Annotated in this window: 14 protein-coding genes; all 14 read left to right on the top strand. The window is 58.4% G+C overall.

All coding sequences use genetic code 11. The annotated features are described in order from the left end of the window. Positions 1-314 precede the first annotated feature (314 nt). The 14 genes from ccoN (at position 315) to pta (ending at position 14,337) form a co-directional block, all read left to right on the top strand. Positions 315-1,745, top strand: coding sequence for a cytochrome-c oxidase, cbb3-type subunit I (ccoN, locus tag DFR26_RS05575; RefSeq protein ID WP_116207975.1), 1,431 nt, complete (start codon positions 315-317; stop codon positions 1,743-1,745). Positions 1,746-1,757: 12 nt separating this feature from the next. Beyond that, entirely contained in the window at positions 1,758-2,381 is a 624-nt protein-coding gene (gene ccoO / locus DFR26_RS05570; RefSeq protein WP_116207974.1) for a cytochrome-c oxidase, cbb3-type subunit II, read from the top strand. A 2-nt stretch (positions 2,382-2,383) separates the two neighbouring features. Then, complete coding sequence (locus DFR26_RS05565) at positions 2,384-2,569, top strand: cbb3-type cytochrome oxidase subunit 3 (RefSeq protein ID WP_116207973.1); 186 nt, start codon at positions 2,384-2,386, stop codon at positions 2,567-2,569. Beyond that, positions 2,566-3,450, top strand: a complete 885-nt coding sequence (gene ccoP, locus DFR26_RS05560; RefSeq protein WP_116207972.1) for a cytochrome-c oxidase, cbb3-type subunit III — start codon at positions 2,566-2,568, stop codon at positions 3,448-3,450. Before DFR26_RS05565 ends, ccoP begins: the two co-directional genes overlap by 4 nt. Positions 3,451-3,544: 94 nt before the next feature. After that, complete coding sequence (gene ccoG, locus DFR26_RS05555; protein WP_116207971.1) at positions 3,545-4,981, top strand: cytochrome c oxidase accessory protein CcoG; 1,437 nt, start codon at positions 3,545-3,547, stop codon at positions 4,979-4,981. A 15-nt stretch (positions 4,982-4,996) separates the two neighbouring features. Next, positions 4,997-5,494, top strand: coding sequence for a FixH family protein (locus DFR26_RS05550; RefSeq protein ID WP_116207970.1), 498 nt, complete (start codon positions 4,997-4,999; stop codon positions 5,492-5,494). A gap of 4 nt (positions 5,495-5,498) precedes the next feature. Then, positions 5,499-7,916, top strand: coding sequence for a heavy metal translocating P-type ATPase (locus tag DFR26_RS05545; RefSeq protein WP_147300266.1), 2,418 nt, complete (start codon positions 5,499-5,501; stop codon positions 7,914-7,916). Positions 7,917-7,921: 5 nt separating this feature from the next. Then, positions 7,922-8,137: a cbb3-type cytochrome oxidase assembly protein CcoS gene (ccoS, locus tag DFR26_RS05540; protein WP_116207968.1), complete on the top strand. Its 216-nt coding sequence runs from the start codon at positions 7,922-7,924 to the stop codon at positions 8,135-8,137. Further along, entirely contained in the window at positions 8,130-8,897 is a 768-nt protein-coding gene (locus DFR26_RS05535) for a sulfite exporter TauE/SafE family protein (protein ID WP_116207967.1), read from the top strand. Before ccoS ends, DFR26_RS05535 begins: the two co-directional genes overlap by 8 nt. A 48-nt stretch (positions 8,898-8,945) precedes the next feature. Next, positions 8,946-9,884: an alpha/beta fold hydrolase gene (locus DFR26_RS05530; RefSeq protein WP_116207966.1), complete on the top strand. Its 939-nt coding sequence runs from the start codon at positions 8,946-8,948 to the stop codon at positions 9,882-9,884. A gap of 4 nt (positions 9,885-9,888) precedes the next feature. Further along, positions 9,889-10,455 carry a DNA-deoxyinosine glycosylase gene (locus DFR26_RS05525; protein ID WP_220375709.1) on the top strand — a complete coding sequence of 189 codons (567 nt, stop codon included), beginning with the start codon at positions 9,889-9,891 and terminating at the stop codon, positions 10,453-10,455. Positions 10,456-10,489: 34 nt separating this feature from the next. Then, a complete protein-coding gene (sodC, locus tag DFR26_RS05520) occupies positions 10,490-11,026 on the top strand; it encodes a superoxide dismutase family protein (RefSeq protein WP_116207965.1) in 537 nt (178 codons plus the stop codon). Between the two features lie 4 nt (positions 11,027-11,030). After that, positions 11,031-12,227, top strand: a complete 1,197-nt coding sequence (locus DFR26_RS05515) for an acetate/propionate family kinase (protein ID WP_116207964.1) — start codon at positions 11,031-11,033, stop codon at positions 12,225-12,227. A gap of 37 nt (positions 12,228-12,264) precedes the next feature. Next, positions 12,265-14,337, top strand: a complete 2,073-nt coding sequence (pta, locus tag DFR26_RS05510; protein WP_116207963.1) for a phosphate acetyltransferase — start codon at positions 12,265-12,267, stop codon at positions 14,335-14,337. The last annotated feature ends 33 nt before the right edge of the window (positions 14,338-14,370 follow it).

Genomic DNA, 14,370 nt, shown 5'->3' with positions numbered 1-14,370 from the left:
TGCACTGCTAACGTGCAGACCTTCGCGTCATGCGCTAAAAATGAGCATGCAGGAATTGCGCCATGACCAATGTCTTAGCGATGAACAGTAAAAAATCACAAAAAATGACCGATTGACCGCATTTTGTCGGTGCGTTAAGCCGCCAATGGCACTAAAATGCGCGCGGCTTAAAACATACCCCCGCGATGATCGTGGGTATGATGAGCTTGTCCGACACTTGCCGAATTGCCGCTCAGCCCCTGCACGCGCACGCTCAGCTTTGCATCGGTTACCGTGTTCGCAAGACGTTCTTATCTGGTAAACAGGAAGCAACTATGTCCCACGCACAGACAGTCGCCCAACCGACATATGACATGCAAGTGGTTCGGCAATTCGCCATCATGACCATTTTCTGGGGCATTCTCGGCATGAGCATGGGGGTGATGATCGCCGCTCAGCTCGCTTGGCCAGCCCTCAACTTCGACACCGCCTGGTTCTCATTTGGCCGCTTGCGCCCGCTGCACACCAACTTGGTCATTTTTGCCTTTGGTGGCTCAGCGCTGATGACCACGTCGCTGTATGTCGTGCAACGGACCTCGCTCACCTCCTTGTATATGCCAGGTATGGCTAAGTTCGTGTTTTGGGGTTGGCAGACGGTTATTGTCGCCGCCATCATCACGCTGCCCATGGGTTTGACCTCCACCAAAGAATACGCCGAGCTCGAGTGGCCCATCGATATCTTGATTGCTGTGGTGTGGGTTGCCTATGCCACCGTGTTTTTCGGCACGCTGGTGAAGCGCCAAACTTCACACATCTATGTGGCTAACTGGTTCTATGGTGGTTTCATTATTACCATCGCGCTATTGCATATCGTCAACTCGATGGCTGTGCCAATCTCTGCCTTCAAGTCCTACTCCATGTACTCCGGTGCCATGGATGCGATGATTCAATGGTGGTATGGCCACAACGCCGTGGGCTTCCTGCTCACCGCCGGCTTCCTCGGCATGATGTACTACTTCGTGCCCATCCAAGCGGGTCGCCCGGTGTACTCCTACCGGCTCTCGATTGTGCACTTTTGGGCACTGATCTCGGTCTATATGTGGGCCGGTGCACACCATTTGCATTACTCGGCGCTACCCGATTGGACGCAATCATTGGGCATGGCGTTCTCGCTGATTCTCATTGCACCAAGCTGGGGCGGCATGCTCAACGGCGTGCTCACACTCTCCGGTGCTTGGGATAAGCTGCGCTCCGACCCCATCATCCGCTTCCTGATTGTGGCACTGTCGTTTTACGCGATGGCCACGTTTGAAGGCCCCATGATGTCGATCAAAACGGTGAATTCGCTGTCGCACAACACCGACTGGACCATTGGCCACGTGCATTCTGGCGCCCTTGGCTGGGTCGCAATGATCTCCATCGGCTCGCTCTATGTGCTGATTCCTCGCCTCTTTGATCGCCAAGCCATGTACTCGACCTCATTGATCAATGTGCACTTCTGGCTCGCCACCATTGGCACCGTGTTTTACATCGTCTCCATGTGGATCTCTGGCATCACGCAAGGGTTGATGTGGCGCGCGGTCAACGCCGACGGCACCTTGACCTACAGCTTTGTTGAGAGTGTCGTAGCCAGCCATCCCATGTATGTCGGTCGTTTAATCGGCGGCATGTTGTTCTTGGCCGGTATGTTTGTCATGGCCTACAACACCTACAAGACCATCGCTGGTGCCAAGCCGAAAGACTTGCCTGCCCCTGTTGCTGCCTAAGGAGAATATGTGATGGCATCTTCAAAGCATGAGTTAGTTGAAAAGAACGTCGGCTTATTAGCGTTTTTCACCTTGGTGGCAATCAGTTTCGCCACCTTGGTGGAGATCGTGCCGCAGTTCTTTCAAAAAGAAACCACGCAGCCGGTCAGCAGCCTTGTGCCATTGAGCCCGCTGGCCATGGAAGGTCGTGATATCTATATCCGTGAAGGCTGCCACGTTTGCCACACGCAAATGGTGCGTCCACTTCGCGCTGAAACGGCCCGTTATGGCCACTACTCAGTGGCTGGTGAGTCGGTCTGGGATCACCCCTTCCTGTGGGGCTCCAAGCGCACAGGTCCTGACTTAGCGCGTGTCGGCGGTCGTTACTCGGATGAATGGCATTATGCCCACTTAATCAATCCGCGCGATGTAGTACCGGAGTCCATCATGCCATCGTACCCATGGCTTGAGACCACCGTGCTCGATGGCAAGTTGACCGCGAAAAAGCTCGAGACGTTCCGTGATTTCGGCGTGCCATACACCGATGCAGACATCGCGGGCGCTGAAGAGGCGGTGCAAGGTCGTACCGAATTACAGGCCTTAGTGACGTACTTGCAGCAATTAGGCCACGCCTTTAAAGATCGGGGGATACGCTAATCATGGATCGCGGCACACTGCACGGTATTGCCACTATTTTGGCCATGATCGCGTTTTTGTCGATCTGCTGGTGGGCATTTAAGCCATCGAATCGCAAGCGCTTTGAGGCCGATGGCCAAATTGCCATCGACACAGATCCTATTCATGGTGTTGAGGCAAAAAAGACCCAAAAGGGAGATGAGAAATGAGCAATTTCTGGAGCGGTTACATCATCGTTCTGGCCTTGGCCAACATCATTGGTGTGAGCTGGCTGCTCATGTGGACACGCAAGATGGACTTGTCCGACATGGCCGAAGATGGCACCACGGGCCACGAATACGACGGCATCAAGGAGTACAACAACCCCTTGCCGCGCTGGTGGCTAATCTGCTTTTGGGGCTCTATCGCTTTCGCCCTGGGCTATTTGGCGCTCTACCCCGGCCTCGGCAAATTCCAAGGTTTCTTAGGCTGGACATCGCACAATGAATTGAGCACAGACCAAGCGGCCTACGACACAGAGTTTGGCCCGCTCTACAAGTCATTTGCCGCCACGCCAATTCCTGAATTAGCGAAAAATGATCGTGCCATGAAAGTGGCCGGCCGTATTTTCGCCAATAACTGCGCGCTCTGTCACGGCTCCAATGCCCGCGGTGGCCAAGGCTTCCCCAACCTCACCGACGATGACTGGCTCTATGGCGGCAGCCCAGAGAATCTCGTGGAAACCCTCACCAACGGCCGCAATGGCGTGATGCCTGCGTGGAAAGAGTCCATGGGTGAGCAAGGCGTGAAAGAAGTCGTGACCTACACGCTGTCGCTGTCTGGCCGCACGGTCGATGCCGACCTCGCCGCTGCCGGTGAAAAACGTTTCGCGGTCTGCGCCGGTTGCCACGGTGCCGATGGTCGCGGCAATCAAGCCATTGGTGCACCGAACTTAACGGACACCATTTGGCTCTATGGCGGCGCTGAGCGCCACGTACTCGATACCGTGTATTACGGTCGCAAAAACCGTATGCCCAACTTCGACAAAACCTTAGGCCCAGATCGTGTGCATCTCATGGCTGCCTATGTGTACTCGTTGAGCAATAAGTAATCGGTAATACGCTGTGCTGCGGCAATTCGTCGCAGCACAGCCGCAACATCTCCGCGTATCATCTACGCCCCGTTGAGCTTAGGACACTGGTGCCATGAGCGAACAGATCCCCACCCGCGACCTCTCACCCGACCCCGTGCGCGTGGTGCAGCCGCAAATGATGGATCTCTATGCCAAGCGTGAAAAAATTCATGCGCGCGCCATTTCCGGTTTCTTTCAAAACATTCGTGTCATCACGCTCTACCTGACCATGGCGGTGTTTTTCTTGCTGCCTTGGATAGACTGGGAAGGCCGCCAAGCCGTGCTGTTCGATCTAGCCAACCGGCATTTCTATATTTTCTGGTGGACCTTTTTGCCGGAAGATTTTTTCTTCTTGTCATGGCTGTTCATTATTGCCGCCTTCACGCTGTTTGCTGTGACCGTGCTTGCTGGGCGCGTATGGTGCGGCTACGCCTGTCCGCAGACGGTATGGACAAAAGTCTTTATGTGGATCGAGGAGATGGCCGAGGGCAATCGCAACGCCCGCATGCGTCTCGATAAAGCCCCGATGAGCCTGCGCAAGTTCATCAAGCGCACCATTAAACACAGCGGCTGGGTCATTGTCGCGCTCGCCACCGGCATGGCGTTTATCGGCTATTTCACGCCCATGCGCGACTTGTGGTTTGAGTTTGCCACGCTGAGCATGGACCCATGGATGGCGTTTTGGATGCTGTTTTTTACCGGCGCCACCTACCTCAATGCCGGCTGGATGCGCGAACAAGTCTGCCTGCACATCTGCCCCTATGGCCGCTTTCAAAGCGTGATGTTTGATCGCGACACCTTGATCATTTCCTATGATCATCACCGCGGTGATCCGCGCGGTTCACGTGGACGCAAACAGACCAGCCTCGATGTCGGTCTCGGTGACTGCATCGATTGCAAACTCTGCGTGCAGGTCTGCCCCACGGGTATTGATATTCGTGATGGCTTGCAGTTTGAGTGCATTCAATGCGCCGCCTGCATTGATGCCTGCGACAGCGTCATGGACCAAATGGGCTATGCCCGCGGCTTGGTGAAATACACCACCGAGAACCTGCTCGAGAACACCGGCGATGGCAAGTACCACTTCCTGCGCCCGAGCCTGATCATCTACAGCGTCGCGCTCACGCTGATGATCTCCGCCCTGCTCTTTGCTCTGTTTATGCGTACGCCGTTATCGATTGAGGCCATGCGCGACCGTGGTGCGCTGTTTAACGAGAGCTACGACGGCACCATTGAAAACAGCTACACCTTGAAGGTGCAGAACAAAGCGCAAAAAGATTACCAATACCGTGTTGAGGTGCGCAGCGAGACATTGCCCATTACGCTCAATGGCGGCAGCAAAATCATCTCGCTGCAGGCCGGTGAGCTCGCCACCGTGCCATTGACCGTCATCCTCAAAGAGGCGCCGCGGGCAAGTCAGCGCGCGGCTATTGAGTTTGTGGTGACGCGTACCGACGATGAATCCGTGCAAGACAGTACCGACAGTACGTTTATGATGCCGCGCCGCTAACCCTAGGAGGCTGCTATGAATACCCCCGCTGAACGCCCGTGGTACCGTCAGTTTTGGGTCTGGTTTGTGATTGCCATTCCCGCCATCGCGGTGGTGTCATCACTGCATTATGTGTATTTAGCGGTAGTCAACAAAGACGAAGTGGTGTCCGGTGATTGGTATCAAGATGGCAAGTCGATTAACGAAGACTTCGCCCGCGTCGATACCGCCCGCGCACTGGGCGTGCATGCGCGCATCATTCTAGATGACCTGACTGGCGAGGCCCTCGTAAGCCTAGACTCCAGCAGCAATCGTCAATGGCCGGCAAGTCTGACCCTACGTCTTAATCACACCACGCTCGCCGCACGCGATCAAAATTTATTGCTGGTCGCCACCGCCCCGGGAGAATATCGCGGCGAGCTCAAGCAAGTGCCCGTCGGCCGCTACACCCTCGATATCAGCACCGATGCCTGGCATATCAGCAAGGATGTCACGCTGCCAGCGCCCGGCACGATCGATTTAGCCGCGCAATAAACTCGTGACCTCACGGCTGATGGCCTGCTTTCATTGTGGCCTGCCCAACCCCAGCACGCTGGGGCCCTATCGCGCCGTTATTCTCGGTGAGACACGCGATTTTTGCTGCCCCGGCTGTGTGGCGGTGGCGGAAACGATTGAGGCCAGTGGCTTAAGTGATTACTACCTCAATCGCGACAGCGAGCCACAGCAACGTTACGCTGCCGCCCCCGCTGAATTGCTCGCCCGCTTTGATCATCCTGCCGTGCAGCGTGAATTTGTCAGTCACGCGGGTGACACATCGATTGCCGAGCTCAGCATTGAAAATTTAAGTTGCGCTGCCTGTGCCTGGCTCATTGAACGACGCCTGCAGCAGACCGTTGGCGTGCTTGAGGCAACCGTCAACTACAGCACGCATCGGCTTCGGCTGCGCTGGCAAGATGAGCACATCACCCTCAGCACCGTGCTCACCGATCTCGACCGCATTGGCTACACGCTGCGGCCATTTCAGCAAGATAGCCATGCCAGTGCACTCAAGCAGCAGGCGCGAACTCAGCTTTTACGCGTGGCTTTAGCTGGCCTTGGCACCATGCAGGCCATGATGCTCGGAGTCGGTTTGTACCTCGGGGCATTTCAAGGCATTGATACCGAATACCGCGACTATATGCGCTGGATTTCGGCACTAATAACACTGCCGGTATTTGCTTGGGCAGGCTGGCCATTTTATCGCGCCGCATGGCAAGCGCTGCGAGCACGGCATTTGACCATGGATGTGCCGGTGTCTATTGCGCTCTGGGGCGCTTTTTGGGCCAGCGTTTATGCCACGCTCATTGGTCAGGGCGAGACCTATTTCGACTCCGTCTGCATGTTTATTTTCTTTCTGCAAAGCAGCCGCTTTATTGAGCTCAAAGCCCGTCAGCGCGCTGCCGAGCGCGCCGCTGACCTGCTCACCATCAACCCACGACTCATCAAATATTGGCGCAATAATCAATGGCAGGACATGCCTAGCGATGAGCTTGTGTCCGGCGAGCGTATCTTAATAGCCGCCGGCGATAGCGTGCCGGTCGATGCCGAGCTGGCGCAAGACAGTGGCTATGTGAGTGAGGCCATGCTCACTGGGGAGCCAGCGGCTTTGCGCAAGCGCCGCGGCGATATGCTGCTCGCCGGCAGCGTGGTTGGCGATAGTGCACTGGAAGCCATTGTGGTGCGCAGCGGCAATGACACGCTACTGGCCACGCTGCATCAATTGATGTCGCGCGCCCTGTCCGAAAAGCCGGCACTGGCGCAGCGTGCCGACAGCCTCGCGCATTGGTTTGTCGCACGCGTATTGGTGCTCGCCGTTTGTGTGTATATTGGCTGGCAGTTTGTTGATCCCAGCCAAGCCTTTTGGGCCACTTTAGCCGTCTTAGTCGCCACCTGTCCGTGCGCGCTGTCATTAGCCACCCCAACGGCACTCACGCTTGCCACTGAGCGCTTAGCGGCGATGGGATTTTTGCTCACCCGCGGGCATGTGCTGAGTACATTGCCCGAGGCCACCCACATTGTTTTCGATAAAACTGGCACGCTGACCGTGGGCGCGCTGCAAATCAGTGAATGCCACGTAGTCAGCCCCACCGATTCGCGCGAGTCGTTATTGGCGCTGGTACTGGCCATGGAAACCGGCGCAAGCCATCCTATCGCACGGGCGCTGTGTGACTACATTCAAAGCCAAGGCGTAGCGCCGGCGGTGATTAGCGCAACCGTGACCGCGCATCCTGGCCAAGGCTTAGCGCTGGCCGAAGATCACGGACTCTATCGCCTCGGTCACGCAGCATTTGCCCTCGGTGCTCACACACAAGCCGATAGCGAGCAGGTTGTTTGGTTGAGCAGAGACCATGTGCCATTGCTGCGCCTGTGCTTTAGCGATCAACTGCGCCCAGAAGCGCACGCGCTGATTGCCGGCTGCCACGCACGCGGACTGACCACGGTTTTACTCTCTGGCGATGCCTCGGCACAGCCTCAACGCATTGCCGAAACACTTGGCATTCAGCAGGTCTACAGCCAGCAAAGTCCGGCACAGAAACAAGCGCTGATTGCTCAATGGCAGGCGCAAGGCGCGATTGTGGTGATGGTCGGCGATGGCATCAATGATGCCGCGAGTCTGGCGCAGGCGCATTGTGGTGTGGCCATGGCATCCGGCACTGATTGGGCGCAGACCAGTGCCGATGCGGTGTTGTTGGGCGATCGCTTGAGTGCGCTGCTACCAGCGTTTGCATTGGCCGAACACACCGCGCGCAATGTTCGACAAAATATGCGCTGGGCGGTGACCTATAATCTCGGCATTTTACCGCCAGCCGCGCTCGGCTTTATTGCGCCGTGGGCGGCAGCTTTGGGCATGTCGCTGAGTTCATTGGTGGTGGTCTTCAATGCCCGCCGATTACGCCATATTCGTTTGAGTGAGTAGGTTTTATGGAAGTCATTTATTTGCTCATCCCGCTGAGTCTTTTGTTTATATCTGTGGCTATTTATGTACTGTTTTGGGCCATCAAAAGCGAGCAATTTGACGATATGCAAGGTCCAGCACACCGCATTTTGATGGATGATCAACGCCAGCGCCGCCACGATGCCCGCGAGCGCGACACTCAGTCAGCGCCAGCCGCTAAGAAGGACACGCCCCATGACTGATCTGGCCTGGCTACTCACTGCCCTCACCATGGGCCTACTCGGCGGCACCCATTGCGTAGGCATGTGCGGCGGCCTCAGTGGCGCCTTCACGTTTGCGCTGCCTGCCGATCAGCGCCAAGGTTGGCGCTTGTTAGCATGGCAGCTGGTCTTTAATAGCGGCCGCCTGCTCACCTACACGCTGCTGGGGCTGGTCGCCGGCGTTCTGCTCGCCGACCTACAAAATCTCGGCCCGATGAAAAAAATCATCCCCATCACCGCCGGGGTATTCATGATCCTGATGGGCGCGTATATGGCCGGATGGTTTGCCGCGCTGGCGCAGATCGAGCGCTTGGGTGGGCCGTTATGGCGCGCCTTAGCGCCGTTGCGCCAGCGCCTATTTCCGGTACGTCACCCCGGCCATGCACTTGCGGCCGGCATGATCTGGGGCTTGCTTCCCTGCGGCCTAGTCTATAGCGCCATGACACTGGCCATCACGCGCGCCGACCCCGCGCAATCGGCCTTAGTCATGCTCGCCTTTGGCCTGGGCACGCTGCCCACGCTGCTGCTCACCGGCACGGCGGCGGGGCAAATCAAGCGCCTATTGCAACGACCAGCCACGCGCAAAACCGCGGGTCTGTTGATTATTCTCTTTGGACTGTGGACACTGCTGGGCACACAGCTGCATGGCGGGCATCAGCACGCGGGCCAATCGAGCGGCAAAAGCGCTGAGCACGAGGCCGCCATGAACCACGCTGAACATGGCTCGGCGCATCATCATTAACCGACGCGGTGGCCATCAACACACGCGGAATAAAAACGAGAAATAACCATGACACTCAAACCCTTTAGCGCCAAAGCGCTGCTATTCAGTTTGCTCACGCTGGCCAGTAGCGCGCAGGCCTCGCTCGGCGGCTGGGTGCAAGAAACCGCACTCGGCTTCGAACAATACAAAGCCGGCCTAGAGCGCAGCAGCTACCGCGTCGATGACCACGACATCGTGGTTTTTAGCCGCCACAGCGACAGCGCCGAGCCCTGTATTGTTATGATTCATGGCTTCACCGCGCGCGCCGCGCATTGGTTTCGCATGGCCAAAAATCTACCGGCTGAGCGCTGCGTGATTGCCATGGACTTGCCAGGCTTTGGCCAGTCGAGCTTCCTACCAAGCGCAGCCTACGACCCCGCCACACAGGCCGATCGCGTCAGTGCGTTGATCACCGCCATGGCACTGAAAAACCCGCAGGTTGATCTCATTGGCAACTCCATGGGCGGCGCTATTTCAGCGCAATTTGCGCTGCGTCATCCCGAGCAAACCCATAGCCTAACGCTACTCAATGCCGCCGGTGTGAGCAGCCCCACGCTGAGCACGTTGCGCCAACAAATTGCTGAAGGAAAAAATGGCTTTTACGCCACCACGCTCGATGACTGGAAGGTTTTCTATGCCATGACCATGAACGAAGCGCCCTATGTGCCGAGCTTTGTGCTCGATGCGGTGGCGGCAGATGCCATCGCTCGCGTACCGCGCCATGCCTATATTTTCAAGCAACTCGGCGGTGTCATGGATGACTCATTGAGCCAAATTCGCACGCCCACGCTGATTGTGTGGGGCGATGAAGATCAGCTCTTACACGTCAGCATGGCGGGTGTTTGGCAGCGTATTGCCGGCTCAAAAGCTTACGTCTATGCCGGTGTTGGTCATATGCCGCACCTCGAGCGCCCGGCGCAAACCGCCGCCCTGTTCACGCGCTTTTTAGCCGGCGAATTGCCCTAACGGCGTGATCGCAACTAGTCACGGCTTTGCCCCCATCCTCGCTGAAGACACAACGCTGCTGGTCTTAGGCAGCATGCCGGGGCAAGCCTCTTTGCAGGCACAGGCTTATTACGCCCATCCGCGGAATGGCTTTTGGCCCATCGTGGCGGCGCATTTACGCGCGCAACACGGCGTGCTGCTCGCCGACGATTTCGCCTCGCGCTATGCACAACTTTTAGGCGCCGGCATTGGCCTCTGGGATGTGCTCGCCGCGGCCATTCGCCCCGGCAGCTTAGATGCAAAAATCCAAAAAGATGGTCTGGTTTTCAACGATTTTCAGGCAGTTTTCGCCGAATATAGCCACATCTCACAGATTGCGCTCAATGGCCAAGCCGCGCATCGCTGGTTTATGCGCCAGGTCTGGCCAACGCTCAGCGTTGATCAGCAACAGCGCTTGCATTGCCATGCCTTACCCTCCACCAGCCCAGCGCACGCCGCCTGCTCATTATCGGAGAAAATGCAGCACTGGCTGCCAGTCTTAGCCCGCGCGAGACCCGAATGTCAGCTTGAGTCAGCGGGCATTAGCGTTTAGCGTTAGGCACACTGAATTCCTTGAGGATATCTCTATGAAGCGCACGCTTTTAGCCACGGCATTCGTCTTGGCCAGCACCACCGCACTGGCGAGCAAACCCGCCGATATCGTCGTTGACATGCACACCGTCAGCGATACTGGTGTGGGTGCCAGCATCGGCACCATCACGCTCAGTCACAACCGCCACGGCACCGTGCTCACGCCCGACCTCAAAGGCCTAGCACCCGGCCTGCACGGCTTTCACATGCACACCAACCCAAGCTGTGAGGCCGCTGAAAAAGACGGCAACATGGTGCCGGGCTTAGCCGCCGGCGGCCATTACGACCCCAACAACGCCGGCAAACACGGCACACCCTGGGGCAATGGTCATTTGGGCGATCTGCCCGTGCTCTTTGTCGATGCCGATGGTAATGCCAACCAGCCGGTGCTGGCGCCGCGCCTGACGCTCAAGCGCATGCGCGGGCATTCGCTGATGATGCACGCCGGTGGCGACAATCATCATGATCACCCAATGAGCCTCGGTGGTGGTGGCGCGCGTATGGCCTGCGGCGTGGTGAGCGCAGCGAAATAAACCCATGACTTCATCGCGCGCCGTGCTGGTCATCAACGCCGGCAGTTCATCGCTTAAATTTGCCTTGATCGACACAGCCGAGCCGCAGGCTTTGGTGCGCGGTGACATTGATCGCCTAGGCAGCCCTGAGGCGAGTCTGCGTTGGCGCATCAAGGATGATAAACAGCCACCGCAAGCGCTGGCGGGGGCTGATCATCAGGCCGGCTTGCTGGCTATTGTTGACTGCTTAGCGCCGTATCGGGAGCGGCTATCGGCGATTGGCCATCGCGTCGTGCATGGTGGCGAAGACCTGCAAATGGCCACGCGCATTGGCGCCGAATCATTGGCGATTTTGCAGGCCAATAGCGCGCTGGCACCGCTGCATAACCCGGCCAATATCGCTGGCATCGAAGCCGCCCAAGCCGCCTGGCCAGATCTGCCGCAAGTAGCCGTCTGCGACACCGCCTTCCATCAAACCTTGCCGGCCATGGCCTATCGCTACGCCCTGCCCGAGGCACTTTATCGCGAGCATGGCGTGCGGCGCTATGGCTTTCATGGCACCAGCCATCGCTACGTGAGTGAGCGCGCCGCCGAAGCGGCCGGCCTCGATTATGCCAGCAGCGCTTGGCTGGTCGCGCACATGGGCAATGGCGTGTCGACCTGCGCGGTGCTAAACGGCATCAGTGTCGATACCAGTATGGGCCTCACGCCGCTGGAAGGCCCTGTCATGGGCACACGCAGCGGCGATATCGATCCGAATTTACACGGCCATTTGCAACGCAGCCTGGGCTGGAGTCTGGAGCGCATCGAGACCGTGCTCAATCGCGAAAGCGGCCTGCTCGGACTCTCCGGCCACTCCAACGACATGCGCACGCTCTTGGCTGCGCGCGACGATGGCCATGAGGGCGCAAGATTAGCGATTGCGGTATTTTGCTACCGACTAGCGAAATCACTGGCCGCCATGCGCTGCGCGCTGCCTCGACTCGATGGCCTGATTTTCACCGGCGGCATTGGCGAGCATGCGCCGGCCATTCGCCGCGAAACTTATGCGCACCTGAGCTGGCTCGGCGCCACACTCGATGACACGGCCAATGACGACACCCTAGGCAAGCTCGGCTGCATTAGCCGCGGAAGCGGCCCGGGCCTGTGGGTAATCCCCACCAATGAAGAGCGGCAAATTGCCATCGAGACCTTGGCGGTGTTGGCGGCAACACCCGGCTAGACGCGCTGCGTTGCCCACGATTTGATAAGGACTGCTCATGCACACATTTTTACTCGCCCCCACCAGCGCCCGCGTTGGCCTAACCTCCACGAGCTTGGGGCTGGTGCGCGCACTGTCACGCGCGGGCTTGAGCGTGGGCTTTTTCAAAGCCGTGGCGCAGCATCACAGCAGCGATGATGGCCCGGAGCGCTCCACCGGCCTGATGAAACTCACCCACCACATCGACGCGCCTGAGCCATTGGCTTTGGTCGATGTGGAGCGCTACATCGCCGAGCACAACCTCGATGACTTACTCGAAGCCTTAGTCACGCGCTTTCACAGCGCCGCTCATGACCACGACGTGGTGATCATTGAGGGCCTCGTGCCCAATCAGCAAACCAGCTACGCCACGCGGGTTAATGTCGCACTCGCCAGTAGCCTCAATGCCGAGGCGATTATCGTCACTGCGCCCGATGACGAAAGCGCTGAAGTGCTCGCCGATCGCATCGCCCTGCATGTGCAACAGTTTGGCGGTCCCGACCAAGCCGTCATTGTTGGCGCGGTGGTCAATAAACTGCCCAGCGCCGACTATGTTGATGCCCTAAAAGGCGCATCACCGCTGTTTCAGCGCGACGATTTCCGGCTCATCGGTACCATTCCCTGGGATGAGTCACTGAATAATCCGCGCGTTGCCGATGTCATGGCACTGATGCAGGCTAGCGCGCTTTCCATCGGCGATGCCAGCCGCCGTCGCGTAAAAAAAACCGTGCTGTGCGCGCGCGCCATGCCCAATACCGTGGCGCTCTTGCAGCCCGGCGTGCTCGTGGTCACCCCCGGCGATCGCGACGACATCTTGGTGGCGAGTTGCTTGGCGGCCATGAATGGCGTGCCGCTCGCTGGCCTGCTGCTGTGCACCGATTTTCAGCCCGATGCGCGCGTGCTGGCGCTCTGCCAACCCGCCATCGATGCCGGTCTGCCGGTGTTTACCGTGGCCAGCGGCTCCTACGACACCGCCCGCGCCTTGGCCAAGATGAATCCGGAAATCCCGCTCGACGATGCCGAGCGCGCCGAGGCCATTACCGAATTTATGGCCAGTCATTTAGACCATCAATGGTTGCAGGCGCGCTGCGGCCAAGCACCGGTACCGCGCATGACACCGGCGGCCTTTCGCTACCAGCTCGTGACGCGCGCCAAGGCCGCGAAAAAGCGCATTGTGCTGCCGGAAGGCGCGGAGCCACGCACCGTGCAAGCGGCGGCGATTTGTCAGGCGCGCGGCATTGCCGACTGCGTTCTGCTCGCCAAGCCGGCCGAGGTGCGCGAAGTGGCGCGCACACAGGGCGTCACACTGCCCGATGCACTGACTATCATTGACCCCGATAGCGTGCGCGAAGACTACGTCGCCGCCATGGTCAAACTGCGCGCCCATAAAGGCCTCAATGCCCCGATGGCGCTCGCGCAACTCGAAGACACCGTGGTGCTCGGCACCATGATGCTCGCCGAAGGTGAAGTCGATGGCCTGGTCTCCGGCGCTGTGCACACTACCGCCAATACCATTCGCCCGGCCCTGCAGCTGATTAAAACCGCACCGGGCTATAACATCGTGTCATCGGTATTTTTTATGCTGCTGCCGCAACAGGTCTTGGTCTATGGCGATTGCGCGGTGAACCCCGACCCCAACGCCCAGCAGCTCGCCGACATTGCCCTGCAAAGCGCGGCCTCGGCGCAAGCCTTTGGCATCCCCGCGCGCGTGGCCTTACTAAGCTACTCCACCGGCGACTCGGGCAGCGGCGATGACGTCGAAAAAGTCCGCGAAGCCACCCGACTAGCCCAAGCCGCACGCCCCGATCTCGCGCTCGATGGCCCTTTGCAATACGACGCCGCCGCGATTGCCAGCGTGGGCCAGCAAAAAGCCCCGAATAGCCCAGTCGCCGGGCAAGCCACGGTGTTTGTTTTCCCCGACCTCAACACTGGCAATACCACCTATAAGGCTGTGCAGCGCAGCGCCAATTGCGTGAGTGTGGGGCCCATGCTGCAAGGCCTGAATAAACCGGTCAATGACCTCTCGCGCGGCGCACTGGTCGATGACATTGTCTTTACCATCGCGCTCACTGCAATTCAGGCAGCGAGCTGAGCGGTTTGCGACAGCAGGCGCAATTGGGTAAGG

This window comes from Paraperlucidibaca baekdonensis, assembly GCF_003387535.1.
Classification (GTDB): domain Bacteria; phylum Pseudomonadota; class Gammaproteobacteria; order Pseudomonadales; family Moraxellaceae; genus Perlucidibaca; species Perlucidibaca baekdonensis.
This window is presented reverse-complemented; position numbering and strand designations above follow the sequence as displayed.

Bases quoted from the DNA above. Each gene is read 5' to 3' on its own strand.
- ccoN (WP_116207975.1), top strand. From the start codon at position 315: ATGTCCCACGCACAGACAGTCGCCCAACCGACATATGACATGCAAGTG.
- ccoO (WP_116207974.1), top strand. From the start codon at position 1,758: ATGGCATCTTCAAAGCATGAGTTAGTTGAAAAGAACGTCGGCTTATTA.
- DFR26_RS05565 (WP_116207973.1), top strand. From the start codon at position 2,384: ATGGATCGCGGCACACTGCACGGTATTGCCACTATTTTGGCCATGATC.
- ccoP (WP_116207972.1), top strand. From the start codon at position 2,566: ATGAGCAATTTCTGGAGCGGTTACATCATCGTTCTGGCCTTGGCCAAC.
- ccoG (WP_116207971.1), top strand. From the start codon at position 3,545: ATGAGCGAACAGATCCCCACCCGCGACCTCTCACCCGACCCCGTGCGC.
- DFR26_RS05550 (WP_116207970.1), top strand. From the start codon at position 4,997: ATGAATACCCCCGCTGAACGCCCGTGGTACCGTCAGTTTTGGGTCTGG.
- ccoS (WP_116207968.1), top strand. From the start codon at position 7,922: ATGGAAGTCATTTATTTGCTCATCCCGCTGAGTCTTTTGTTTATATCT.
- DFR26_RS05535 (WP_116207967.1), top strand. From the start codon at position 8,130: ATGACTGATCTGGCCTGGCTACTCACTGCCCTCACCATGGGCCTACTC.
- DFR26_RS05530 (WP_116207966.1), top strand. From the start codon at position 8,946: ATGACACTCAAACCCTTTAGCGCCAAAGCGCTGCTATTCAGTTTGCTC.
- sodC (WP_116207965.1), top strand. From the start codon at position 10,490: ATGAAGCGCACGCTTTTAGCCACGGCATTCGTCTTGGCCAGCACCACC.
- DFR26_RS05515 (WP_116207964.1), top strand. From the start codon at position 11,031: ATGACTTCATCGCGCGCCGTGCTGGTCATCAACGCCGGCAGTTCATCG.
- pta (WP_116207963.1), top strand. From the start codon at position 12,265: ATGCACACATTTTTACTCGCCCCCACCAGCGCCCGCGTTGGCCTAACC.